General features: G+C 61.1%; 27 protein-coding genes. 22 read left to right on the top strand and 5 right to left on the bottom strand.

The window, feature by feature from the left end:
* Positions 1-2 precede the first annotated feature (2 nt).
* From rplX to rplQ, 16 genes are all read left to right on the top strand, one after another.
* Entirely contained in the window at positions 3-320 is a 318-nt protein-coding gene (gene rplX / locus BOH68_RS16760) for a 50S ribosomal protein L24 (protein WP_043334846.1), read from the top strand.
* A 17-nt stretch (positions 321-337) separates the two neighbouring features.
* Entirely contained in the window at positions 338-877 is a 540-nt protein-coding gene (rplE, locus tag BOH68_RS16755; RefSeq protein ID WP_065392566.1) for a 50S ribosomal protein L5, read from the top strand.
* A gap of 9 nt (positions 878-886) precedes the next feature.
* Complete coding sequence (rpsN, locus tag BOH68_RS16750; protein ID WP_043334842.1) at positions 887-1,192, top strand: 30S ribosomal protein S14; 306 nt, start codon at positions 887-889, stop codon at positions 1,190-1,192.
* Between the two features lie 32 nt (positions 1,193-1,224).
* Positions 1,225-1,617: a 30S ribosomal protein S8 gene (gene rpsH / locus BOH68_RS16745; RefSeq protein WP_065392565.1), complete on the top strand. Its 393-nt coding sequence runs from the start codon at positions 1,225-1,227 to the stop codon at positions 1,615-1,617.
* 9 nt (positions 1,618-1,626) lie between these two features.
* A complete protein-coding gene (gene rplF / locus BOH68_RS16740) occupies positions 1,627-2,157 on the top strand; it encodes a 50S ribosomal protein L6 (protein ID WP_065392564.1) in 531 nt (176 codons plus the stop codon).
* A gap of 9 nt (positions 2,158-2,166) precedes the next feature.
* Positions 2,167-2,517 (top strand): 50S ribosomal protein L18, encoded by a 351-nt coding sequence (gene rplR, locus BOH68_RS16735; RefSeq protein WP_024950667.1) that lies wholly within the window; start codon positions 2,167-2,169, stop codon positions 2,515-2,517.
* A gap of 11 nt (positions 2,518-2,528) precedes the next feature.
* A complete protein-coding gene (gene rpsE, locus BOH68_RS16730; RefSeq protein WP_054556902.1) occupies positions 2,529-3,029 on the top strand; it encodes a 30S ribosomal protein S5 in 501 nt (166 codons plus the stop codon).
* Positions 3,030-3,035: 6 nt separating this feature from the next.
* Complete coding sequence (rpmD, locus tag BOH68_RS16725) at positions 3,036-3,218, top strand: 50S ribosomal protein L30 (RefSeq protein ID WP_024950669.1); 183 nt, start codon at positions 3,036-3,038, stop codon at positions 3,216-3,218.
* A 3-nt stretch (positions 3,219-3,221) separates the two neighbouring features.
* Positions 3,222-3,656, top strand: coding sequence for a 50S ribosomal protein L15 (gene rplO, locus BOH68_RS16720; protein ID WP_065392563.1), 435 nt, complete (start codon positions 3,222-3,224; stop codon positions 3,654-3,656).
* Complete coding sequence (gene secY / locus BOH68_RS16715; RefSeq protein ID WP_065392562.1) at positions 3,657-4,991, top strand: preprotein translocase subunit SecY; 1,335 nt, start codon at positions 3,657-3,659, stop codon at positions 4,989-4,991.
* 34 nt (positions 4,992-5,025) lie between these two features.
* Positions 5,026-5,139: a 50S ribosomal protein L36 gene (gene rpmJ, locus BOH68_RS16710; RefSeq protein WP_077373351.1), complete on the top strand. Its 114-nt coding sequence runs from the start codon at positions 5,026-5,028 to the stop codon at positions 5,137-5,139.
* A 131-nt stretch (positions 5,140-5,270) separates the two neighbouring features.
* On the top strand, positions 5,271-5,627 hold the full coding sequence (rpsM, locus tag BOH68_RS16705) for a 30S ribosomal protein S13 (RefSeq protein WP_024950672.1): 357 nt from the start codon (positions 5,271-5,273) through the stop codon (positions 5,625-5,627).
* Between the two features lie 30 nt (positions 5,628-5,657).
* Positions 5,658-6,041: a 30S ribosomal protein S11 gene (gene rpsK / locus BOH68_RS16700; protein ID WP_043334827.1), complete on the top strand. Its 384-nt coding sequence runs from the start codon at positions 5,658-5,660 to the stop codon at positions 6,039-6,041.
* Positions 6,042-6,053: 12 nt separating this feature from the next.
* On the top strand, positions 6,054-6,674 hold the full coding sequence (gene rpsD / locus BOH68_RS16695; RefSeq protein WP_065392561.1) for a 30S ribosomal protein S4: 621 nt from the start codon (positions 6,054-6,056) through the stop codon (positions 6,672-6,674).
* A 74-nt stretch (positions 6,675-6,748) separates the two neighbouring features.
* Positions 6,749-7,747: a DNA-directed RNA polymerase subunit alpha gene (locus tag BOH68_RS16690; RefSeq protein WP_065392560.1), complete on the top strand. Its 999-nt coding sequence runs from the start codon at positions 6,749-6,751 to the stop codon at positions 7,745-7,747.
* A 46-nt stretch (positions 7,748-7,793) separates the two neighbouring features.
* Positions 7,794-8,180 (top strand): 50S ribosomal protein L17, encoded by a 387-nt coding sequence (gene rplQ / locus BOH68_RS16685; RefSeq protein ID WP_065392559.1) that lies wholly within the window; start codon positions 7,794-7,796, stop codon positions 8,178-8,180.
* A gap of 188 nt (positions 8,181-8,368) precedes the next feature.
* On the opposite strand, the gene uvrA is transcribed toward rplQ, so the two are convergent.
* Positions 8,369-11,299 (bottom strand): excinuclease ABC subunit UvrA, encoded by a 2,931-nt coding sequence (gene uvrA, locus BOH68_RS16680; protein ID WP_077373354.1) that lies wholly within the window; start codon positions 11,297-11,299, stop codon positions 8,369-8,371.
* Between the two features lie 205 nt (positions 11,300-11,504).
* Here uvrA and BOH68_RS16675 point away from each other — a divergent pair, with 205 nt between their 5' ends.
* The 5 genes from BOH68_RS16675 (at position 11,505) to BOH68_RS16655 (ending at position 18,244) form a co-directional block, all read left to right on the top strand.
* Complete coding sequence (locus BOH68_RS16675) at positions 11,505-12,920, top strand: MFS transporter (protein WP_077373357.1); 1,416 nt, start codon at positions 11,505-11,507, stop codon at positions 12,918-12,920.
* 87 nt (positions 12,921-13,007) lie between these two features.
* Positions 13,008-13,649, top strand: coding sequence for a single-stranded DNA-binding protein (locus tag BOH68_RS16670; RefSeq protein ID WP_077373360.1), 642 nt, complete (start codon positions 13,008-13,010; stop codon positions 13,647-13,649).
* Positions 13,650-14,012: 363 nt separating this feature from the next.
* On the top strand, positions 14,013-16,517 hold the full coding sequence (locus BOH68_RS16665) for a bifunctional diguanylate cyclase/phosphodiesterase (RefSeq protein WP_077373363.1): 2,505 nt from the start codon (positions 14,013-14,015) through the stop codon (positions 16,515-16,517).
* Between the two features lie 62 nt (positions 16,518-16,579).
* Positions 16,580-17,464 (top strand): sugar nucleotide-binding protein, encoded by an 885-nt coding sequence (locus tag BOH68_RS16660; protein ID WP_077373366.1) that lies wholly within the window; start codon positions 16,580-16,582, stop codon positions 17,462-17,464.
* Positions 17,465-17,482: 18 nt separating this feature from the next.
* Positions 17,483-18,244: a lysophospholipid acyltransferase family protein gene (locus BOH68_RS16655; RefSeq protein WP_240499633.1), complete on the top strand. Its 762-nt coding sequence runs from the start codon at positions 17,483-17,485 to the stop codon at positions 18,242-18,244.
* A gap of 129 nt (positions 18,245-18,373) precedes the next feature.
* Here the strand turns inward: BOH68_RS16655 and fabB are convergent, their stop codons facing one another.
* Both fabB and fabA read right to left on the bottom strand, forming a co-directional pair.
* A complete protein-coding gene (fabB, locus tag BOH68_RS16650) occupies positions 18,374-19,591 on the bottom strand; it encodes a beta-ketoacyl-ACP synthase I (protein WP_077373369.1) in 1,218 nt (405 codons plus the stop codon).
* 13 nt (positions 19,592-19,604) lie between these two features.
* The gene (fabA, locus tag BOH68_RS16645; RefSeq protein ID WP_077373372.1) at positions 19,605-20,120 is read right to left on the bottom strand and encodes a 3-hydroxyacyl-[acyl-carrier-protein] dehydratase FabA; all 516 of its coding nucleotides are present in this window, start codon (positions 20,118-20,120) and stop codon (positions 19,605-19,607) included.
* 305 nt (positions 20,121-20,425) lie between these two features.
* Here fabA and BOH68_RS16640 point away from each other — a divergent pair, with 305 nt between their 5' ends.
* Entirely contained in the window at positions 20,426-22,264 is a 1,839-nt protein-coding gene (locus BOH68_RS16640; RefSeq protein ID WP_077373375.1) for a putative bifunctional diguanylate cyclase/phosphodiesterase, read from the top strand.
* A 21-nt stretch (positions 22,265-22,285) separates the two neighbouring features.
* Here the strand turns inward: BOH68_RS16640 and BOH68_RS16635 are convergent, their stop codons facing one another.
* On the bottom strand, positions 22,286-22,810 hold the full coding sequence (locus BOH68_RS16635; RefSeq protein ID WP_077373378.1) for a DUF2878 domain-containing protein: 525 nt from the start codon (positions 22,808-22,810) through the stop codon (positions 22,286-22,288).
* Positions 22,811-22,812: 2 nt separating this feature from the next.
* Positions 22,813-24,096 carry an SAM-dependent methyltransferase gene (locus BOH68_RS16630; protein ID WP_077373381.1) on the bottom strand — a complete coding sequence of 428 codons (1,284 nt, stop codon included), beginning with the start codon at positions 24,094-24,096 and terminating at the stop codon, positions 22,813-22,815.
* Between the last annotated feature and the right edge of the window lie 3 nt (positions 24,097-24,099).

Genomic DNA, 24,099 nt, shown 5'->3' with positions numbered 1-24,099 from the left:
ATATGCAAAAGATCAAACGTGACGATGAAGTCATCGTCATCGCCGGGAAGGACAAGGGCAAGCGCGGTACCATCAGCAAGGTGCTGAAAGGTGAGCGTCTGCTAGTGTCCGGTGTGAACATGATCAAGCGTCACACCAAGCCCAACCCGATGCTGGGCACCCAGGGGGGTATCGTCGAGCGCGAGGCTCCGATTCACGCGTCCAACGTGGCCATCTTCAACCAGGAGACCGGCAAGGCGGATCGTGTCGGTATCCAGGTTCAGGAAGACGGTACTAAGGTACGCATCTTTAAGTCGACTCAGAAGCTGATCGACGCCTAACGCGAGTCGGGTACAACATGGCGAACTTGAAAGAACGTTATCAGAACGAAGTGGCCGCCCAGCTTAAAGAGCAGTTCGGCTACGCCAACGTGATGCAGGTGCCGCGTATCACCAAGGTGACCCTGAACATGGGCATCGGTGAAGCCACCGCTGACAAGAAGCTGATCGACAACGCGTTTGCCGATCTCCAGATGCTGTCTGGTCAGAAGCCGATCATCACCAAGGCACGCAAGTCCATCGCTGGCTTCAAGGTCCGCGAAGGATGGCCGATCGGTGTCAAGGTGACCCTGCGCAGCGATCGTATGTGGGACTTCCTGGACCGTCTCGTGAACGTGGCTATCCCGCGCGTTCGTGACTTCCGCGGTCTGAACCCGAAGTCCTTCGATGGCCGTGGAAACTACTCCATGGGTGTGCGTGAGCAGATCATCTTCCCGGAGATCGAGTATGATAAGATCGACCGGATTCGTGGCCTGGACATCACCATCACCACTAGCGCCAACACCGATGATGAAGGTCGTGCGTTGCTGGGCGCGCTGAACTTCCCGTTCAAGAAATAAGGGTGGATCATGGCAAAGAAAAGCATGGTTGAGCGTGAGCTCAAGCGCACCAAGCTGGTCGCAAAGTACGCCGCCAAGCGCGACGCACTGAAGACCATCATCAATGACGTCAACGCTTCTGAAGAAGAGCGCTTCGACGCACAGCTGAAACTGCAGCAGCTGCCGCGTGATGCCAGCCCGGTCCGTCAGCGTAACCGCTGCCGTATCACTGGCCGTCCGCACGGCTACTACAACAAGTTCGGCCTGAGCCGCAACAAGCTGCGTGAAGCCGCTATGCGTGGTGACGTGCCTGGTCTGACCAAGTCCAGCTGGTAACACCACTGCAAGAATTCAGGAGCGCAACGTAAATGAGCATGCAAGACACTCTGGCGGATATGTTCACTCGTATCCGCAATGCGCAGATGGCCACCAAGGAGACGGTTACCATGCCGTCTTCCAAGCTCAAGGTTGAAGTGGCCCGCGTATTGAAGGAAGAGGGTTACATTTCCGAGTTTGCTGTCGCAGAAGGCGCGAAGCCGGAACTGACCGTGACCCTCAAGTACTTTGAAGGCAAGGCGGTTATCGAGAACATCAAGCGTGTTTCCAAGCCGTCCCTGCGCCAGTACAAAGGCAAGGGCGAGCTGCCGAAAGTCGCAGATGGCCTGGGTATTGCGATCGTTTCCACCTCCCGGGGCGTGATGACCGATCGTGCGGCCCGTCAAGCTGGTGTCGGCGGCGAAGTCCTCTGCACCGTATTCTAGGAGTTTGGAATGTCCCGCGTAGCCAAGTATCCGGTTAAATTGCCGAACGGCGTCGAGGCAAAACTCGATGGCGACAAGCTGACCGTGAAGGGCAGCAATGGCCAGCTGGAACTGACCGTCCACCAGGACGTGGTCATCAACCTGGAAGAAGGTCAGATGACCTTCGCCCCGGCTGAGACTGCCAAGAACTGGGCAATGGTTGGTACCACACGTGCTCTGGTCAACAACATGGTGTCTGGTGTTTCCGAAGGCTTCACCAAGTCTCTGGAAATCAATGGTGTGGGTTATCGTGCCCAGGCCAAAGGCCAGACAATCAACCTGACACTGGGCTTCTCACACCCGGTCGACTATGAACTGCCGGCAAGTGTTACGGCTGAAACGCCGAAGAACACTCAGATCGTCCTGAAATCTGCTGACAAGCAGGCTTTGGGTCAGGTCGCCGCAGAGATTCGCGCGTTCCGTCCGCCGGAGCCCTACAAGGGCAAAGGTATTCGGTACAGCGACGAAGTCGTCCGTCGTAAAGAAGCCAAGAAGAAGTAAGGCAGGGTTATGAACGCGAAGAAAGAATCTCGTCTCCGTCGTGCCCGCCGCGCTCGTGCGAAAATCCGCGAGCTGGGCGTGTTTCGCCTGTGCGTGAACCGCACCCCGCGTCACATCTACGCGCAGATCATCTCGCCGGATGGCGGCCAGGTCCTGGCCACCGCATCCACGCTCGACAAGAGCCTGCGCGAAGGTTCTACCGGTAACTCGGACTCCGCCGCCAAGGTGGGTGCTCTGATTGCCGAGCGCGCGAAGGAAGCGGGTATCAAGCAAGTGGCTTTCGATCGCTCCGGGTACAAGTACCACGGTCGCGTGAAGGCCCTGGCCGATGCCGCACGTGAAGGCGGCCTGGAATTCTAAAGGGTTTTACGATGGCGAATATCGAACAGAAGGGCGGTGACCTGCAAGAGAAGCTCGTGCAGATCAACCGCGTCGCCAAGGTAGTCAAGGGCGGCCGTATCTTCGGTTTCACCGCTCTGACTGTCGTTGGTGACGGCAATGGTCGTGTTGGCTTCGGTCGTGGCAAGGCGCGTGAAGTGCCGGTCGCGATCCAGAAGGCAATGGACCAAGCTCGTCGCAACATGATCAAGGTTGACCTGAAGGGCCACACCCTGCAGTACCCGGTGAAGGCTCGTCACGGCGCATCCAAGATCTACATGCAGCCAGCATCCGAAGGTACCGGCATCATTGCCGGCGGTGCGATGCGTTCCGTGCTCGAACTGGCAGGCGTCCATGACGTCCTGGCCAAGTGCTACGGTTCCACCAATCCGGTCAACGTGGTGCGCGCGACCATCAACGGTCTCGCTGCCATGAAATCTCCGGAAGACATCGCCGCCAAGCGTGGCCTGTCTGTCGACAAGATTGCGGGGTAAGGCACCATGGCAGCTAAGATCACGGTAACCCAGATCCGCAGCACCATCGGCGTCCTCGAAAAGCACAAGGCCACCATGAAAGGCCTTGGGCTGCGTCGCATCGGTCACACTGTCGAGCTGGAAGACACCCCCGCGGTACGCGGCATGATCAACAAGGTTCATTACCTTGTCCGTGTTGAGGGAGAGTAATCCATGAAATTGAATACCCTGAGTCCGGCCCCGGGCTCCAAGCACGCTGCAAAGCGTGTCGGTCGTGGTATCGGCTCCGGTCTTGGTAAGACCGGCGGTCGTGGCCACAAGGGCCAGAAGTCCCGTTCCGGTGGCAGCGTCAAGCCGGGCTTCGAAGGCGGTCAGATGCCTATGCAGCGTCGCCTGCCGAAGTTTGGTTTCACTTCCGCGAAATCTCTGGTTTCCGAAGAAGTGCGCCTGAGCGAGCTGGCACTGGTAGACGGTGATATCGTCGACCTCGAAACGCTGAAGAAGGCCAACGTGCTTCGTGATTCCACGAAGTTCGCGAAGGTCATGCTCTCCGGCGAACTGGACAAGGCAGTCACGGTCCGCGGCATCAAGGTCACCAAGGGTGCCCGTGCTGCGATCGAAGCTGCCGGTGGCAAGGTAGAGGACTAAATGGCTAAGTCAGGAAACGTACCGGCGATGCAGGGAAGTGGGTTGAGCGAACTCTGGGCGCGTTTGCGCTTCGTGTTCATCGCCATCGTGGTGTACCGAATCGGTGCACACATCCCCGTTCCCGGTATCAATCCTGACCAGCTTGCTGCCTTGTTCAGGGAAAACCAGGGCACCATCCTGAGCATGTTCAACATGTTCTCCGGTGGTGCACTGGAGCGAATGAGTATCTTCGCGTTGGGCATCATGCCCTACATATCCGCGTCGATCATCATGCAGCTCCTGACGGTGGTCTCGCCTCAGCTAGAGCAGTTGAAGAAGGAAGGTGAGGCCGGTCGTCGCAAGATCAGCCAGTACACGCGCTACGGCACGGTCGTACTGGCCCTGGTCCAATCGATCGGCATGGCAGTCGGACTGGTCGGAAACGGTGTCGCCTATTCCGCTGACTTCAGCTTCTACTTCACCGCCGTGAGTACGTTCGTGGCTGGTGCAGTGTTCCTGATGTGGCTGGGAGAGCAGATCACCGAGAAGGGTATCGGCAACGGGATCTCACTGATCATCTTTGCTGGTATTGTCGCCGGGCTGCCGAGTGCCATCGGCCAGTCTTTCGAACTGGCGCGCAATGATGGTGCCTGGAATGTGCTTCCGCTGCTGGCGCTGACGCTGCTCGCAGTCGTTACCGTTGCCTTTGTGGTGTTCATCGAACGCGGTCAACGCCGCATCACGGTGAACTATCCGCGCCGTCAGGTGGGCAACAAGATGTATGCCGGTCAGAGCAGCTACTTGCCGATGAAGGTCAACATGGCCGGGGTCATCCCGCCGATCTTCGCGTCAAGCATCCTGCTGTTCCCTGCATCGATGGGCCAATGGTTTGGCCAGAGTGAAAGCATGCAATGGTTGCAGACGGCTTCTCAGGCTCTCGGGCCGGGCCAGCCACTGTACATCTTGCTTTTCGCTGCCGCTGTAGTATTCTTCTGCTTCTTCTACACGGCGCTGGTCTTCAATCCCAAGGATGTTGCTGACAACCTCAAGAAGTCAGGAGCTTTCCTGCCGGGGATTCGCCCAGGCGAACAGACGGCCCGTTACATCGATAAGGTGATGACTCGCCTGACGCTGTTCGGCGCCCTCTACATCACCCTCGTCTCCCTGATGCCGCAATTCCTCGTTGTCGCCTGGCAGGTTCCGTTCTATTTCGGCGGTACCTCTCTGCTCATCGTGGTTGTGGTGGTCATGGACTTCATGGCCCAGGTGCAGTCGCATCTGATGTCAAATCAGTATGCGTCGGTGATGAAGAAGGCCAACCTCAAAGGCTATGGCAGCGGTGGCATGATGCGCTGATTGCGCAGCCCCTGTTAGCAAACTGGAGAGAACGATGAAAGTTCGAGCTTCCGTCAAGAAAATTTGCCGTAACTGCAAGATCATTCGGCGTCGTGGCGCAGTGCGGGTCATCTGCACTGAGCCGCGCCACAAGCAGCGTCAGGGCTAATCCCTCGACCCCGCTTAGCTGAATACAAGCTCGGGTGCTGGCATACCCCCTTGTTCCCAACGGGATCAAGGGGTATGCTATTGCGCCCTTTGTGGATGTAAAATCCGCCGCTAACCTTTCGGAGAAAACTGATGGCCCGTATTGCTGGCGTCAATATCCCGGACAACAAGCACGCGGCGATCTCGCTGACTTATATCTTCGGGATTGGCCGTACGCGTGCACAGCAGATCTGCGCCGCTCTCGGTTTAGAACCGAGCGTCAAGATCGCTGATCTGTCTGTTGAACAACTGGACCTGGTTCGTGCCGAGGTGGGTAAGTACACCGTCGAAGGCGACCTGCGTCGTGAGATCACGCTGAACATCAAGCGTCTCATGGACCTCGGTTGCTATCGTGGCCTGCGCCATCGTCGTGGTCTTCCGTTGCGCGGTCAGCGCACCAAGACCAACGCACGTACACGCAAAGGTCCGCGTAAACCGATTCGCAAGTAAACGAACTGGCGTTTAGACAGGAAACATCTAATGGCTAACCCGAGTAAGCGCAAGAAGGTTAAAAAGCAGGTAGTGGATGCCATCGCGCATATCCATGCCTCTTTTAACAACACTATCGTGACGATCACAGACCGCCAGGGCAATGCTCTCTCCTGGGCAACTGCCGGTGGTTCGGGTTTTCGTGGTTCTCGCAAGAGCACCCCGTTCGCTGCGCAAGTCGCAAGTGAACGTGCAGCGACCGCTGCAGCCGAATATGGTGTGAAGAACGTCGACGTGCTGGTCAAGGGCCCGGGTCCGGGTCGTGAGTCCGCCGTGCGTGCTCTCAATGCCGCAGGCTTCCGCGTGCAAAGCATCACCGACGTGACCCCCATCCCGCATAATGGGTGCCGTCCGCCGAAGAAACGCCGCGTTTAAGGAGACAGACTCATGGCTCGTTATATTGGACCGAAGTGCAAACTGTCTCGTCGTGAAGGCACCGACCTCTTCCTGAAGAGTGGCGTGACTCCGTTCGAGAAGAAGTGCAAATCCGAACAACCCCCGGGTGTTCATGGCCAGCGCCGTCAACGTCTTTCAGACTACGGCCTGCAGTTGCGTGAAAAGCAGAAGGTTCGTCGCATGTACGGCGTTCTGGAAAAGCAATTCCGCAATTACTACAAAGAAGCCGCTCGCGTGAAAGGCGCGACTGGTGAGGTTCTGCTCCAGCTCCTCGAGGCTCGCCTCGACAACGTCGTCTACCGCATGGGCTTCGGCTCCACGCGTTCCGAGGCACGTCAGCTGGTCAGCCACAAGGCGATCGCCGTGAACGGCCGTACCGTCAACGTCGCTTCCTTCAATGTGAAGGCCGGTGATGTGGTTACCGTTCGTGAGAAGGCCAAGAACCAGGCTCGCATCCAGCAGTCTCTGGCACTCGCTGCCAACCGCGGTGATGTCTCCTGGGTCGACGTCGACTCCAAGAAGATGGAAGGCACTTTCAAGGCTGTCCCCGAGCGTGGCGACCTGTCTGCCGATATCAACGAAAACCTGATCGTCGAGCTGTACTCCAAGTAATGTGATGCCGGGCTGATTCGTCGGCCCGGCTGGAGTACCCAGATTATCCGTTTGGCAGCCTTAAAGGTGTTCTTATGCAGCGCTCAGTGACAGAGTTTCTCCGTCCTCGCGATATCAAGGTCGAGGAAGTCAGCGCCCATCATGCGCGGATCGTCCTCGAGCCCTTCGAGCGTGGTTTCGGCCACACCCTGGGGAATGCTCTGCGTCGCATCCTGCTGTCTTCCATGCCCGGCTGTGCCGTCGTGGAAGCTGAGATCGAAGGCGTTCTGCACGAGTACAGCGCCATTGAAGGGGTACAGGAGGATGTCATCGAAATCCTGCTGAACCTCAAGGACGTGGCCATCAAGATGCATGGTCGCGACGAAGCTGTGCTGGCGCTGAACAAGAAGGGCCCGGGCATCGTGACTGCTGGCGACATCGCCGGTGACCATGATCTCGAAATCGTGAATCCGGATCACGTCATCGCTCACCTGAATGATGGTGGCGAGCTGAAGATGCAACTCAAGATCGCTCGTGGCCGCGGCTACGAACCGGCTGACGCGCGTCTCTCTGCAGATGACGAATCACGTGCCATTGGCCGTCTCCAGCTGGATGCGACCTTCACGCCGGTTCGCCGGGTCTCCTATGCTGTTGAGGCGGCGCGTGTTGAACAGCGCACCAACCTTGACAAGCTGGTGATTGACCTGGAAACCGACGGCACGCTGGATCCGGAAGAAGCGATCCGCCGCTCCGCAACCATCTTGCAGGAGCAGCTGGCCGCCTTCGTTGATCTGGAAGCAGACAAGGAACAGGAAGTCGAAGAAGAGGAAGATCAAATCGATCCGATCCTTCTCCGTCCCGTAGACGATCTTGAGCTGACCGTTCGCAGTGCGAACTGTCTCAAGGCCGAGAATATCTATTACATCGGTGATCTCATTCAGCGCACCGAAGTTGAGCTGCTGAAGACCCCGAATCTCGGCAAGAAGTCCTTGAATGAAATCAAGGACGTGCTGTCCGCGCGTGGTCTGTCCCTCGGCATGCGGTTGGAAAACTGGCCGCCCGCAAGCCTGAAGGACGACAAGGCTTCCGCTTAAGGAAGCCCGGTCGGCTCAAGCCCCAGACTGGTAAGGAATCACAACCATGCGTCATCGTAAGAGTGGTCGTCACCTGAACCGTACCAGCTCTCACCGTGAAGCCATGTTCAAGAACATGTGCATCTCTCTGGTAGAGCACGAAGTCATCAAGACTACCCTGCCGAAAGCCAAGGAACTGCGTCGTCATATCGAGCCGCTGATCACCCTGGCCAAGCAGGATTCCGTTGCGAACCGTCGTTTGGCGTTCTCTCGTACCGGTTCCAAGGAAGCGGTCGGCAAGCTCTTCAATGAGCTCGGCCCGCGCTACACCACCCGTCCGGGCGGTTACCTGCGCATCCTGAAGTGTGGCTATCGTGCCGGTGACAATGCCCCGATGGCATTCGTCGAGCTGGTCGATCGTCCGGCTGCCTCCGAGGCAGCGGGCGAAGAGTAAGCTTCGGCTTGCTTCGTCCACAAGAAAAGGCCAACCCTTCGGGGTTGGCCTTTTTTTATGCCTGATAGACAGGCCTGTCGGTTGGGCAGCTCATGTGGCCAGGCGTCATGGGCAAGCCCTGACTCGTCACGTTCCGCAAGGAAACGGTATGAAGGAGTCAGGGGTGTCGCTGGGGCACCTGACGAAGGTCAGTTGCTGGTTTCTGTCTTCTTCTTGCTGCCGGGCTTCCCGCCATTGGGCGGCTTGCTGTCCGCTGACGTGTCTTGAGCACCTGTCTTGGCGTTGGAGGCTCTCTGGCGCTTCAGCAGCGGTGCCAGGAAGCGACCGGTATGCGAGACCTCCTGCGTTGCCAGTTGCTCCGGTGTCCCCTCGGCGATGATCTGGCCTCCGCCTGAGCCGCCTTCCGGCCCCAGATCGATCAACCAGTCAGCGGTCTTGATCACATCCAGGTTGTGCTCGATTACGACGACGGTGTTGCCGTGATCGCGCAGGCGGTGCAGGACCACCAGCAGTTGTCGGATATCCTCGAAGTGCAGGCCGGTGGTCGGCTCATCGAGAATGTAGAGCGTCTTGCCGGTGTCCCGCTTGGCCAGCTCGCGCGCCAGCTTGACGCGCTGGGCTTCCCCGCCGGAGAGCGTGGTCGCGCTCTGGCCGAGGCGGACATAGGACAGGCCGACATCCATCAGTGTCTGCAGTCGACGCGCGATGGCGGGCACCGGTGAGAAGAACTCCAGTGCCTCCTCGATGGTCATCTCCAGCACTTCATGGATGTTCTTGCCCTTGTACTGGACCTCGAGCGTCTCACGATTGTAGCGCTTGCCCTTGCAGACATCGCAGGGCACGTACATGTCAGGCAGGAAGTGCATCTCGACCTTGATCAGGCCATCGCCCTGACAGGCTTCGCAGCGCCCACCCTTGACGTTGAAGCTGAAGCGGCCCGGCTTGTAGCCGCGCGCGCGCGCTTCCTGGGTCCCGGAGAACAGCTCGCGGATCGGCGTGAAGATCCCGGTATAGGTGGCGGGGTTGGAGCGAGGTGTACGCCCGATGGGGCTCTGATCGATGTCCACCATCTTGTCGAACAGATCCAGCCCCTCGATCTTGCCGTAGGGCGCCGGGGTCAGCGTGGTCGCACGATTGAGCTCACGGGCGGCCAGCGGCATCAGCGTGGCGTTGATCAGTGTCGACTTGCCTGAGCCGGAGACGCCGGTGATGCAGGTCAGCAGGCCTGTCGGCAGCGTCAGCGTCACGTTTTGCAGGTTGTTGCCGGTGGCACCTGTCAGGCGCAGCACCTTTTCGGGATTGGCGGGCAGGCGATACGGCGGCACGGCGATCTCACGCTCGCCACTCAGGTACTGTCCGGTCAATGAGCCGGGCGTCGCCTCGATCTGCGCCGGGGTGCCCTGGGCGACGATCTCGCCGCCGTGCACGCCGGCGCCGGGGCCGATATCGAGTACGTGGTCCGCGGCACGGATGGCATCTTCATCATGCTCGACCACGATCACGGTGTTGCCCAGATCACGCAGGTGAATCAGTGTCTTGAGCAGGCGGTCATTGTCACGCTGATGCAGGCCGATGGAGGGCTCATCGAGGATGTACATCACGCCGACCAGGCCGGCGCCGATCTGGCTGGCAAGACGGATGCGCTGTGCCTCACCCCCGGAAAGGGTGTCGGCGCTGCGCTCCAGCGTCAGATAGTCGAGGCCGACATTGACGAGGAACTCGAGGCGCGCCTGGATCTCGTTGACGATCTTGGCAGCGATCTCGCCCTTGCGCCCCGGCAGGCTCAGCTTGCCGAACTCTTCCCACGCTTCGCCGATCGGCTGGCGCACGACCTCGGCGAGGGTGCGATTGTCGACGTAGACATTGCGTGCCTCGCGGCGCAGACGCGAGCCATCGCAGCTCGGGCAGGGTTGAACGGCCAGATAGCGGGCGAGATCCTCGCGCACCATGTTGGATTCGGTCTCACGGTAGCGCCGCTCCATGTTGGGCAGTACGCCCTCGAAGGGATGTTCGCGCGTCACCTTGCGGCCGCGGTCATTGACGTAGCTGAACGCGATGTCCTCACGTCCGCTGCCATTGAGCACGGCATCACGCGCTTCATCACTGAGTGATTCCCAGGCGGCTTCCAGAGCGAAACCATAGTGCTCGGCGACGGCCTGCAGCTGGCTGAAGTAATAGACGCTGCGACGGTCCCAGCCCTTGATGACGCCTTCGGCCAGCGACAGCTCCGGATGGCTGATCAGCTTCTCCGGGTCGAAGTATTGCTTCACCCCGAGACCGTCACAGGTCGGGCAGGCGCCAGCCGGGTTGTTGAAGGAGAACAGGCGTGGCTCCAGCTCGGCCAGGGCATAGCCACACACCGGGCAGGCGAAGCGCGAGGAGAACACCAGGTCTTCCTGTTCGCCGTCCATGAAGTGCAGCCGTGCGCTGCCATCGGCCAGGTTCAGTGCGGTCTCGAAGGACTCGGCCAGACGCTGCTTGAGGTCCTCGCGCACCTTGAAGCGATCGACGACGACGTCGATATCATGCTTCTTGTTCTTCTCCAGCGGCTTGAGGTCATCCAGCTCGACGATGAGGCCATCGATACGCGCGCGGACGAAGCCCTGGGCGCGCAGCTCGGAAAGCAGTTGCAGGTGCTCGCCCTTGCGCCCGCTGACTACCGGTGCCAGCAGCATCAGTTTGCTGCCCTCGGGCAGGGCCAGCGCCTGATCGACCATCTGCGAGATGGTCTGGGCTTCCAGATCGATGTCGTGGTCCGGGCAACGCGGCGTACCGGCGCGAGCGTACAGAAGGCGCAGGTAGTCGTAGATCTCGGTAATGGTACCGACGGTGGAGCGGGGGTTGTGCGATGTCGATTTCTGTTCGATGGAAATCGCCGGTGACAGACCCTCGATGTGGTCGATGTCCGGTTTTTCCATCATCGACAGAAACTGGCGAGCATAGGTGGACAGTGATTCGACGTAGCGCCGCTGCCCCTCGGCATAGAGTGTGTCAAAGGCAAGTGACGACTTGCCGGAACCGGAGAGCCCGGTCACCACGATCAGCTTGTCACGCGGCAGTTCGACATCGATGTTCTTGAGGTTGTGGGTGCGCGCACCCCTGACCTGAATCCTGTCCATTGCCACCTCGGGCTGCGTCGATAAAAGCAACGATTATAAGGCGCGGGCGAAACGCCCGGCAAAGGCTGCATGCTTTCAAAGCCGACAGGCGAGCCTTAGAATGTGCAGTCCATCGGTGATCAGCACCCATGGAGTCTACTCTCTGGCGACCCGCGTGGTCGGCCTCCCTTTCTTGACTGTCCTGCTCCGGAGCCCGCCGCCATCCATGAAGACCTCTCGACTGCTAGCGCCGGAACGTCGCGCCATCGTCGGCCTTGCCAGCCTGTATGCCACCCGCATGCTCGGGCTGTTCATGGTGTTGCCGGTGCTGGCGCTCTACACCCGTGATCTGGCTGGCGCGACGCCGACGCTGGTCGGCGTCGCGTTGGGCGGGTATGGCCTGACCCAGGCACTGCTGCAGATCCCCTTCGGCTGGTTGTCCGATCGCCTTGGGCGCAAGGCCGTGATCGGCTTCGGACTCGGGCTGTTCATCCTTGGCTCGTTGGTCGCGGCAAATGCCGACAGCATCGAGATGATCATCCTTGGTCGTTGCCTGCAGGGCAGCGGTGCCGTGGCAGGTGCGATCATGGCGCTGCTGGCCGATCAGACGCGAGAGGAGGTGCGCACGATGGCGATGGCCTCCATCGGCATGTCGATCGGCGTCGCCTTCGCGCTGGCGATGGTCGCGGGACCCCTGGCCGCGGATGCGTTCGGACTTTCGGGCGTCTTCTGGCTTACGGCCATCATGGCCGTGGCGAGCGTGTTCGTACTCTGGAAACTGGTGCCTGCTGCACCCAGGCGTCAGCATCAAGATGTGGGGCTTGATCGTCGCCAGCTCAAGGGCATTCTTGCGAATTCCGCATTGTTGCGCATGGATGTGTCGATCTTTGCGCTGCACATGATCCTCACGGCCTGTTTCGTGGCCATTCCGCAGCAGCTGGTCAACTTCGGCATCGCGCCCGCCCATCATGGCTGGGTCTATCTGCCCTTGATGGGCCTGGCGTTTGTCGCCATGCTTCCGCTGGTCATCGTGGCCGAGAAGTACCGCCGCATGAAGCCGGTCTTCCTGGGCGCCGTGGCGACCATCGCGACAAGCCTGTTGCTGCTGGGGGTGGATGGCATCGAGCACGCAGGTCTCGTGCCCTTCCTTGGCCTGCTGTGGCTGTTCTTCGTGGCCTTCAATCTGCTGGAAGCCACCTTGCCGTCGATGATCTCCAAGCTGGCGCCGGCCGGTGCCAAGGGCACCGCGATGGGGGTGTATTCGACCAGCCAGTTCCTCGGTGCCTTCGTGGGGGGTGTCGGCGGCGGCTGGCTGACGGGCCAGTTCGGGCTGAGTGGCGTCTTCTTCGGCATGGGGTTGCTGGCGCTGCTGTGGCTGGCTGTGGTCTGGAACATGCAGCCGCCGCGACATCTTGGCAGTGAAGTGGTCGGCCTGTCGCCAGAAGCCGCGAGGCTTCCGGCCGTCGAGTTGCAGACGCGCCTGCTGGCCATTGCCGGCGTGGAAGAAGCTCTGGTCGTGCGTGAGGAACAGGTCGCCTATCTGAAGGTCACACGCGATACACTGGATGACAAGGCGCTGGCGACTTTCACTCGTCAGCGTGATGGCGAAACTCCGGCAGGTGCCGAGGCACCTGCCAGCTGAACCCTGACACTGGCAGATCACTGTCAGTGCACTCGATACCTTCGCCGGTGCCTGATGTGCACCGGTCTATTTTCAGGAGTAATCTTCATGGCTCGCGGCGTAAACAAGGTCATTCTGATCGGTAATCTCGGTCAGGATCCGGAAGTCCGTTTCACTCCGTCCGGTAGTGCGGTGTGCAACCTCAACCTCGCCACCACGGATACCTGGAATGACCGTCAGAGCGGTCAGCGTCAGGAACGTACCGAATGGCACCGTGTGGTGATGTTCAACAAGCTGGCGGAAATCGCTCAGCAATACGTCAAGAAAGGCTCTCGCCTCTATATCGAAGGTCGTCTGCAGACGCGCAAGTGGCAGGATCAGAACGGCAACGACCGCTACAGCACCGAAATCGTCGCCAATGACATGCAGATGCTGGATACCCGTGGTGAAGGCGGCGGCGGTGGCGGCTTCAGTGGCGGCGGTCGTCCCCAGCAGGCACCTCAGCAAGGTGGTCAGTATGGTGGCCAGCAGCAGGCCGCTGCAGCTCCGCAGCAGGGTGGCCAGTTCGGCGGCCAGCCGCCGGCACCGCAGCAGGGTGGCAACTTCGGTGGTCAGCCGCCGGCGCCGCATACTCCGCCTCCGGCTCAGCAGCCCGCTCATCAGCCTCCTCAACAGAACTCGCAGAACAACAATTTCGGCGCGCCGCCGGCTGGCAGCTTTGACGATTTCGATGATGAGATTCCGTTCTGATCATCAGTTCCATGGTCATCCATATTGTCTCGAACCCCCGCTCTGCGGGGGTTTTTCGTTTCTGGAGGCAAAGGAAACCTCTCGAGGTATCGAGGGTACTGCGTGAGAGGGCGGGGAGGTTTTCAGGCATTCCCCCTCCATCTGCCAGGATATCGGCCGATACATCCAAAGTCGCTCTGCGAGCGTAAGGGAGGAAGCCCCGAGTCCGATGATCGGGCCATCACGCTGTCGTCTCGCTTGAGGACACTGAGCGTGGAGGAAAAAATCAGGCAGTTCCGTACCTTGCAGGTAAACTATCGTTTCAAGTGTATGTCCACTTTCAGCTCGTTCCCCTTGGCAGGCCCCCGATGATTGAGGTCATTCATGCATGGTAGCTATTCCCCCTCACTGGTATTGCTTTCCATTCTGGTAGCGGTACTGGCATCTCATGCTGCCTTGCAGCTGATTCGGCAGGTCGCGCTGTCGGTGTCGCGTGCCAGTCGCCTGGGGTGGTCGCTGGGTGGGGCTCTGGCGATGGGCCTGGGCATCTGGTCAATGCATTTCATCGGCATGCTGGCCTATGACATCGGTACGTCGGTCACCTATGAGTGGGGTTTGACGCTACTCTCGATGATGGTGGCCGTGCTCTCTTCCGGACTGGCGCTGTGGGCCAACACGCTGTCGCGCTTGACGCTGCCATGGCTGTTTGGCAGCGGGGCGGTGATGGGGGGCGGGATCGCTTCGATGCACTATCTCGGCATGGCGGCGATGCAGATGCCGATGGCGTATCGCTACGATGCCCCGTTGTTGGGACTGTCGATTCTGGTGGCCGTCATCGCCTCGACGGCTGCGCTGTGGCTTGGAGGGCTCTTTCTGCATCAACGCCGCCCGCGTCGCAGTTATCAGGCCCTTGCTGCGTTGCTGATGGGGGGAGCGATCGCAGGGATGCACTATCTGGGCATGGCGGCGATGGAAGTGGTGCCTGACTCGGTGATGCCGGCTCCCCCGCTTCGTTCGGGGGAAGGGCAGCATGTCTGGCTGGCAGTGATACTCGGGGTTGCCTCACTGGCCGTGCTGGGACTGACGTTGCTGGCGCTGAAGGCAGAAAGTCGTGTGCGGCGCAGTCGACACTATCGGGCGCGGTTGAGCGGTCTGCTGGAGTACCGCACCCGGGAATTGCGTCACGAACGGGATCAGGTGACCGTGATGCTGGATTCCATCGATGAAGGGGTGATCAGCCTTGATCGGGAGGGAATGATCCGTCACATCAATCCCATCGCGGCAGAATTGTGTGGCTGGGATCCCGCGCTGGCCCGGGGCCGCCCCTGGGCGCGCATTCTGCAATTGCGCCATGAGGGCTCCCTCCACATGATGGATACCCACCTGGATGTCGTGCTCAGCCGCGGGGAGGTCGTGCACATGGCGAACCAGACCCTGCTGGTCGCCAGGGATGGCAGTGAGTGTGCGATAGAGCTCAAGGCGTCTCCGGTCCGCGCTCGCAATGATGAGGTGGAAGGTGCCGTGCTGGTCTTCCGTGACATCAGTTATCGCCAGGCGATGATTCGTCGGCTCGATTTCCAGGCCCATCATGACAGCCTGACGGGGCTGCAGAACCGCAGTGCCTTCGATGATGCTCTGGGGGCCTCGCTGGAAGACGGCGATCTGCATCAATTGCTGTATCTGGATCTCGACTTCTTCAAGGTCATCAACGACACCTGCGGTCATGCAGCGGGGGATACCGTGCTGCGCGAGATTGCGCATCTGATGCGCGAGCAGATCCGGGATTCTGATGTGCTCGCCCGTCTGGGAGGCGATGAATTCGCGGTCATCCTCTACCGATGCAATCGTGAACAGGCACTGGAGCGCGCCTCGAGACTCTGCTCGACCATCGCGGATTATCGTTATCTCGAGGATGGGCGTCAGTTCCAGCTGGGTGTCAGCATCGGCCTGGCGTCCATCACGGGGAGTGCACCGGCCACGGAAGTGCTGCGTCAGGCCGACGCGGCCTGTTACATGGCCAAGCAGAATGGTCGCAACCAGGTGCATGCCTATCACGAGGAAGATGCCGGGCTCGAGCGTGCCCAGCGCGAGCTCCAATGGTTGCCTCTGTTGCAGGAAGCGCTGGAGAAACGCTTCTTCACGCTCTATATCCAGCCGATTGAATCGTTGTGCCGCCCGTCCAGTGGGCCTTACTACGAAGTATTGCTGCGCTACGTCAACGCCGAGGGCGAGCATATGACCCCGGCCCACTTCATGGGCACTGCCGAGCGCTTCGGGCTGATGCCTGCCATTGATGTCTGGGTCGTCACTGAAGCGCTGCAGGTACTGAAATCCAATGATGGGCGCATTGAGGAAGACGCCATCCTGGCCATCAATCTCTCGGGGCAAAGCCTGAGTGACATGCCATTGCGCGATCAGCTGATCACCATGATCGAGGAGAGTGGCGTGGCGCCTGAGCGATTGTGCTTCGAGATCACCGAGACGGCCGCCATCAGCAATCTGGCGCAAGCACGCGAATTCATTCGTGGCATTCGTCGCCTTGGCTGCAGCTTCTCGCTGGACGATTTCGGCAGCGGAATGTCCTCTTTCGCCTATCTCAAGGAGTTGCCCGTCAATCAGCTCAAGATCGATGGCGCCTTCGTGCGCAATCTGACCCGTGACAGCCTGGACGCTGCCATCGTCTCGGCCATCTGCCGCATCTGTGCCCAGATGGGCATCGTCACCATCGCCGAATACGTGGAGCGACGTGACTTGCTGCCGGCACTTGAGCAGATCGGTGTCGATCTCGTTCAGGGCTATGGTATCGGTCGCCCCCAGCCGCTGGGAGGGGTGTTGCTCACTTCTGGTCCCCGGCGCGACAACGGGCCTGCAGCCAGCCTGCAAGGTTGATAGAATGTCGCCTTTGCATCGGCACGCTTCGTGCCGATGCGTCTGTTTGCCGGAGTGTGCCTGTGAAACTCTTGCTGCTGGATGCCGGGCATTGCCTGAGCCTCGGCCTGGCCCGAGTGGCCAACACCCGTACGGATCTCGAGCTTCAAGTGCTCGATGCCGTGCGTATCGACGCCAGTGATATTCGCTCGCATCGCGCGGATGTGGTGATCGTGCCTCCCTTCGTCAGTCCTGCGGACTCGGCACCGGCAGACGTCACGGCGCATGCCGAGCATGTGGAAGCCGTGCTGGCGGCCTGTGTCGAGACAGACACGCCGCTGGTGTGGTGCGTGGCGGACCAGATGTTCGAGCAGGGCGGGGAAGGCTTGCTCGATGAGGAAGAGGTGCCGTCCCCCATCGATACGGCATTGCGTCGGGTCATCGCCACGGGCGACCGCATCCGCGCCGAATTGCCGAGCCATCTGATCGTGCGTCTCGGGCCGTTGTTCGGCCCTGACGGCCGTGATGCCTGGCTGCCGACGCTGATCGAGTCGTTGCTCGCGGGTCAGGAAGTCCGCGCTGCGGAAGACGTCATCCTGTGCCCAACCAGTGTCGACGCCGTGGCCATGGCGCTGGTCGGCATGCTGCAACAGCAACGTTGCGGTGCGGGTTCCTGGGGCGCCTATCATCTGGCGGGTACCGAGCCTGTCAGCAGTTACGCCTTCATCAGCGTGGTGCGGACTCAGCTGATCACTCGGCTCGAGGGGATCGGGGAGGAGGTATCACCCGGCCCGATCAAGGCGTTGACGCTCAACTCGGGAACTCCGCTGCGCCGAGTGCTCAACTGTCGACGAGTGCTGGAGACCTTCGGGGTGCATCAGAAACCCTGGCGGCTGGAGCTGTCCCGTCTGCTGGACGATTGGGTGGCACAGCGCACCCCGGTGACCTCACCTCAAGAGGATGTCTGACGTGCGGAGATCTTTACTGTGAATGCACTGCGTAGTGTGTTGTTTTACTTCGGTTATTTCATGGCGTTGCTGCTCAGTGCCCTGGTGCTGGTACCCGTGGCAGCCTGCTTGCCGCTCAAGGCACGTTATCGCGTTCTGCATAGTTACAACCACCTTGTGCTCTGGTGGTTCCGTCTTACCTGTGGCGTCAGGGTAGAGGTCAGCGGACGTGAGCAGCTGCCCGAAGGGGCATGCGTTCTGCTCTCCAACCACCAGAGTGAGTGGGAAACCATCTATCTGCAGGTGGTCAAGCGGCCGCTATGCACCGTGCTCAAGCAGGAGTTGCTCAAGATTCCCGTCTTCGGTTGGGGTCTCAAGCTGCTTGAGCCGATTCCGCTGGACCGCAAGCAGCCCGCCAAGGCGCTCAAGCAGGTGTTGAGCGTGGGAACGCAGCGGCTCAAGGATGGCTTCACGGTGCTGATCTTCCCGGAAGGGACACGCCTGGCTCCGGGGACGCGCAAGAAGTTCAACAAGTCAGGTGCCGCGATTGCCTGTCGTGCTGGAGTGCCGGTCGTCCCGGTGGCCCACAATGCAGGCGAGATCTGGCCCAATGACAGCTGGATCAAGCGTTCTGGCACCCTGCATGTCGTCTTCGGGCCTGCGATCGAGACCACCGGCCGCAAGCCGGATGCGGTGATCGCGGATGTCGAGGGGTGGGTGGAAGACACCTTGCAGCGGATATCCCGCACTCCACGTCCGCCACTCGAGGAAAAGGCGCCGGCAGACAGCGTGGGCGTCTGAGCGCTCCGACTGGAGGAAGTCGGGCGGTGAAGTGATGTGAAAGCCAGCCGATAGCTCGGCATCAGCAAAAAGGCCGCCCCATGGGGCGGCCTTTTCGTGTCATGCATCACCGGTCAGAGATCCATGATCTCAGTCCTGGAAGCGCTCCAGGATCAGACAGGCGTTGGTGCCACCGAAGCCGAAGCTGTTGGAGAGCACACGCTCGATCTTCACGCCATCACGGCGAGTGGTGACGATATCGAGGCCGTCGGCGCGTTCATCCAGTTCGCTGACGTTGGCGGAGGCGGCAATGAAGTCGTTCTCCATCATCAGCAGCGAGTAGATGGCTTCCTGCACGCCAGTGGCGCCCAGAGAGTGGCCGGTCAGCGACTTGGTGGAGCTCATCGCCGGGCTGTCCGCACCGAAGACTTCCTGGATGGCCTTGAGTTCGGCGACATCACCCACTGGCGTCGAGGTGCCGTGAGTGTTGATGTAGTCGATCTTGCCATTCACGGTTGCCATCGCCTGACGCATGCAGCGTGCGGCGCCTTCACCGGACGGTGCCACCATGTCGTGGCCGTCTGACGTTGCGCCGTAGCCTGTCACTTCGGCGTAGATCTTGGCGCCACGTGCCTTGGCGTGCTCCAGCTCTTCCAGGACCAGCATGCCGCCACCGCCAGCGATGACGAAGCCGTCACGGGTGGTGTCGTACGGACGAGACGCGGTTTCCGGCGAGTCGTTGTAACTGGTGGAGAGCGCGCCCATGGCATCGAACAGGCAGGACAGTGTCCAGTGTTCTTCTTCACCGCCGCCAGCGAAGACCACGTCCTGCTTGTTCAGCTGGATCTGCTCGACAGCGCTGCCGATGCAGTGAGCCGATGTCGCACAGGCCGAGGAGATCGAGTAGTTGATGCCCTTGATCTTGAACGGCGTGGCCAGACACGCGGAGACGGTGGAGCCCATGGTGCGGGTGACGCGGTACGGTCCGACGCGGCGCAGGCCCTTGGCGCGCATGATGTCAGCGGCCTCGACCTGGTTGGCGGAAGATGCGCCACCGGAACCGGCGATCAGGCCTGTACGCTCGTTGGAGACCTGCTCCGGGCTCAGGCCGGAATCAGCGATCGCCTGCTCCATGGAGATGTAGGCATACGCCGCGGCATCTCCCATGAAACGCAGTTGCTTGCGATCGATATGGTCTTCGAGGTTGATGTCGACTACGCCCGCGACCTGGCTGCGGAAGCCAAGCTCGGCGTATTCCTCTTTGCGGCGGATACCGGAACGTCCCTCTTGGAGGGATTCCAGGACCTGCTGGCGATCATTGCCCAGGCAGGAAACAATGCCCAGCCCGGTGACTACCACTCTACGCATGGGAGCCTCCCGTTCAGAAGTTCGCAGTGGAGGTGAACAGACCGACGCGCAGGTCGTTGGCCTGATAGATGTCGCGGCCATCAACGGTGACTGTGCCATCGGCGATGCCGAGGATCAGCTTGCGAGTGATGACCCGCTTGATGTTGATGGTGTAGGTCACCTTCTTGGCGGTCGGCAGGACCTGACCGGAGAATTTCACTTCTCCGCAGCCCAGCGCACGACCGCGGCCCGGGTTGCCAAGCCAGCCGAGGTGGAATCCGACCAGTTGCCACATGGCATCGAGGCCCAGGCAGCCCGGCATGACCGGATCGCCCGGGAAGTGGCAGTCGAAGAACCACAGGTCCGGAGTGATATCGAGCTCAGCGATCAACTGCCCCTTGCCGTGGCTACCGCCTTCCTCACTGATGTGAGTGATGCGATCCAGCATCAGCATGTTGGGAGCAGGCAGTTGCGCATTGCCCGGGCCGAAGAGTTCGCCCTGGCCGCAGGCCAGCAGCTCGTCGCGAGTAAAGGAGTGTTGCTTGGTCACTGAGTCATTCCGAGTAGCGGGATGGTTATGCCGTACGGGGCGTAACAACGCCCGAATGGGGCTAGTCTAATGGCTGGCCCCACTGAATGCACGTGGGGGGCAGACTAAAGGGCACCATGGGGCGGTGCAAATATCTGCTTCAGCTTTTGGCGTGCCAGTCGATAAGACGATGGGTGTCAGCGGGCTGGCATGACATTTCCGTGGAGAATGGGCAGCATTGGTGCGCGGGCCAGCCTGGCTGTGAAGTGGCCATTTGCATGATGAAACCGTGTAGTGGATATCGTCATCTCGACCGAGGGTCCGGTATGTGGCCGAATGCTTCCTTCAATCGCCCCCTCATCTGGGGGGGAGTCATTGCCCTGTGCCTGATGCCGTGGCTGCCAGGCCTCGAACTGCGACTGTGCGCGCTGATACCGGTCACTCTGGCAGGCGCGGACATCCTGCGGTTGATGCGCCGACTGCATCTGCGGCGCGAGTTGCTGGAGGCGGCCGTGCACCTCAGCAGCGATGGACTCCTGATCAGTGATAGTCAGAACAAGGTATTGGCGGTGAATGCCGCCTTCAGTCGGATCACCGGCTACGCGCCGGAGGAGATCATCGGGCGCAACCCCTCCCTGCTGTCCTCGGGCCGCCATGACGAGGACTTCTATCGCCGCTATTGGCAGGCCCTGGCGGTGCATGGCTATTGGGAGGGCGAGGTCTGGAACCGGCGCAAGCAGGGCGATGAGTACCCTGAGTGGCTGAGGGCGCGACGCATGGAGCGCGCAGGAGAGGTGTTCCACATCGCGCTGTTCTCGGATATCTCGCGCCACAAGGCGCGGGAGGAAGACCTGCAGCGCATCGGGCTGGAGGACACTCTGACCGGCCTGCCCAATCGACGTCGTCTGAGTGACCTGATGGTGAGTCGTCTGGGCTGCTTGCGGGCCGGGGAAGCCCTGGACCTGGCGCTGATCGACATCGACGCCCTCAAGAGCATCAACGACTCGCTGGGCACCGAGGGGGGAGACCGTCTGCTCAAGCTGTTCGCGCGGCGCCTCACGGAGCTGGCACGCGGCGGTGTCGCAGGACGCATCGGCGGTGACGAGTTCGTGATTCTGCGAACCACGGCGGGGGGAGACCACGGTGAGTGGATCGAAGAGCTGCGCTCGACGCTGACCCAGCCACTGGAAGTGGACGATCAGATTCTCCACCTGGCGCTCTCGATCGGCAGCTGTCGTGCACCGGAGGACGGGCGTGATCCCGAAGTGGTGATGCAGCGCCTGGAAAGCGCGCTCTACGCCGCCAAGCGCCACGGTCGCAATATCGACATGCGCTTCCAGCCGGCGCTGGACTCCGGTGCCGATCTCCAGTTGGGACTGGCCAACGATCTACGGGCAGCGCTCGAGAGCCATGGCCAGTTGCAGCTGCACTACCAGTGTCAGCATCAGGCCAGTACCGGCAAGGTGAGCAGTGTCGAGGCGCTGCTGCGCTGGCAGCATCCATTGCGTGGGCCGGTGTCGCCTGCTGACTTCGTCCCGCTGGCCGAGCGCCATGGCCTGATGCTGCGACTGGGCAACTGGGTGCTGCGCGAGGCCGTGCAGCAGCAGGCGAACTGGCGACGTGCGGGACACCGCCTGTGCATCTGGGTGAATGTCTCGGCACTGCAGCTGATACAGGGCAATTTCGAGGCCTCGCTGGCCGCGCTGCTGCTGGAGTATGACGTGCCGGCGGACAGCATCGGCCTGGAGTTGACCGAGTCGGTGTTGCTGGATGAGCGCGCCGGTGACATCTCGCGCCGGCTGGCGACCCTGCGCAGCAGAGGCCACCAGATCGCGGTGGATGATTTCGGGACCGGTTATTCGTCGCTGTCCTATCTGAAGGATCTGCCAGTGGACAAGCTCAAGCTGGATCGGGCCTTCATTCGCAGCTTGCCGGGGGAGCGCTCCGATGCGGCCATCACCATGGCGGTATTGGCGATGGCCAAGGGGCTGGGCATGGAGATGATCGCGGAGGGTGTCGAGACGGCAGAGCAGCGTGAATACCTGGTATCGCACGGTTGTGGCTGGATTCAGGGCTTCTACTTCTCCCGTCCCGCGCCGGCGGCGGACGTCATCGAGCGTCTCAATGGCTATGAATCCGGCCAGTTGTCCATGGCCATGGCCTGAAGCCGCCTCGATGCACGGACATCATGTGCCTGGCTGGGCCAGCTTCCAGCGCGAGATGGCCAGGCATAGCCCGCCCCAGATGAGGGCCTGTGCCGGCAACAGCCAATCGGCGAGCGTGACGTCAGCGAGCTGAGCGCCGCCGTAATAGGACAGGGGCGCGCTTGTCGCCCCGCCGATGGCGGCGAGCCATGGGCGCTGCCATAGCCAGTGCAATGCATGATGTACGGTACTGGCGAACAGCGGCCACAGGCACCACATCCACACGGGCAGCGGCAGCCAGTGTGTCCAGTCCGGCGCGGTGGCTGGCAGCGAGTAGCCACCGGCCAGGGTCAGACCGCCGTCCACCACCATGCCCAGTGCCAGAAAGCCCCCCAGCCATCGCAGCTCTCGTGCGCGCCGGGCCTGTGGGACGACCCAGCCCAGATGCGCGGCCAGAATGAGCGGGGTGACCAGCAGTGCGACCCAGGCGCCCCCCAGCACGCAGCTGAACCAGCCAAGCTGAAACAGCCCGGCATTCAGCAGTGGGGTGATGCGTGGGGAGAGCACGTTCAGGCGTTCCAGTCCTTGAGTCCCATCTGCACCGGGCGGGCGCCAGGACCTCCCAGCAGCAGCTGACAGGTGCCGATGGTGCGCTCCCGGAAGCCCCCTTCACAGTAGGCCAGGTAGTAGCGCCACATTCGCACGAAGCGTTCGTCATACCCCTGTGCATAGACATCGTCGAGGCGTGCCTCGAAACGCTGCCCCCACGCCTTGAGCGTGGCCGCGTAATGCAGGCCGATATCCTCGAGTGTCAGCAGGTTCAGCTGGGTATCACGTTGCATGGCACCCAGTATGGCGCCATGTGAGGGCAGGAAGCCGCCCGGGAAGATGTAGCGCTTGATGAAATCCATCTCGCGGCTGGCGGCCGCGAAACGTTGATCACGGATCGTGATGGCCTGCAGGGCGATCAGGCCTTCGGGCTTGAGGAGTCGCTCGAGAGTCTTCAGGTAGGTCGGCAGATACTGATGCCCGACCGCCTCGATCATCTCCACCGAGACGATACGGTCGAAGCGGCCTTCGAGGGCACGATAATCCTGCTTGAGCAGCGTGATGCGGTCTTCCAGTCCTTCTTCGGCGATGCGTGCCGCCGTATAGGCATGCTGCTCATCGGAGATGGTGGTGGTGGTCACGTGACAGCCGCGCGTTCGGGCAGCATGGATGGCAAGGCCGCCCCAGCCGGTACCGATCTCCAGCAGGTGATGCTGTGGCCCCAGCTCCAGCAGGTCGAACAGTCGCTCCAGCTTGTGCGTCGAGGCTTCCTCGAGGTCTGCCTCGGGATGCGGAAAGACCGCCGCGGAGTACATGCGGTGCTCGCGATCGAGGAACAGCGCGAAGAGGTCGTTGCCAAGATCGTAGTGCGCCGAGATATTGCGCTTCGAGCCCGCCAGGGTATTGCGCGCCAGCGCGTAGGCGACACTCAGCGCCCACTTGGAAAGGCGCGAGGTCCCGCTGTCCACCGAGTCATTGACCTGTTCCAGATTGAAGGCGAACAGACGCACCAGCCCCACCAGATCATCCGTCTCCCACTGACCGTCCATGTAGGCTTCCGCCGCCGCGACGGTGCCCCCCAGTGCCATGCGCCGCCAGGCGCGCGAATCGTGGATGCGCAGCGTGATGTCACGTGGCCCCCCTTGCCCCAGCACATGGCGCTCACGACCTTCCAGCACGGTCAGGCTGCCGCCCTCGAGTCTGTCGAGCATGCGCAGCAGCCGAGGGCGCAGCAGGCGGGTCAGGCGGTCATCGTGACGGGGGATTGCCACCGGACTGGGGGGAACGGGTTCAAACTGGCTCATGGT

Source organism: Cobetia sp. MM1IDA2H-1, assembly GCF_002916775.2.
GTDB lineage: Bacteria > Pseudomonadota > Gammaproteobacteria > Pseudomonadales > Halomonadaceae > Cobetia > Cobetia marina.
This window is presented reverse-complemented; position numbering and strand designations above follow the sequence as displayed.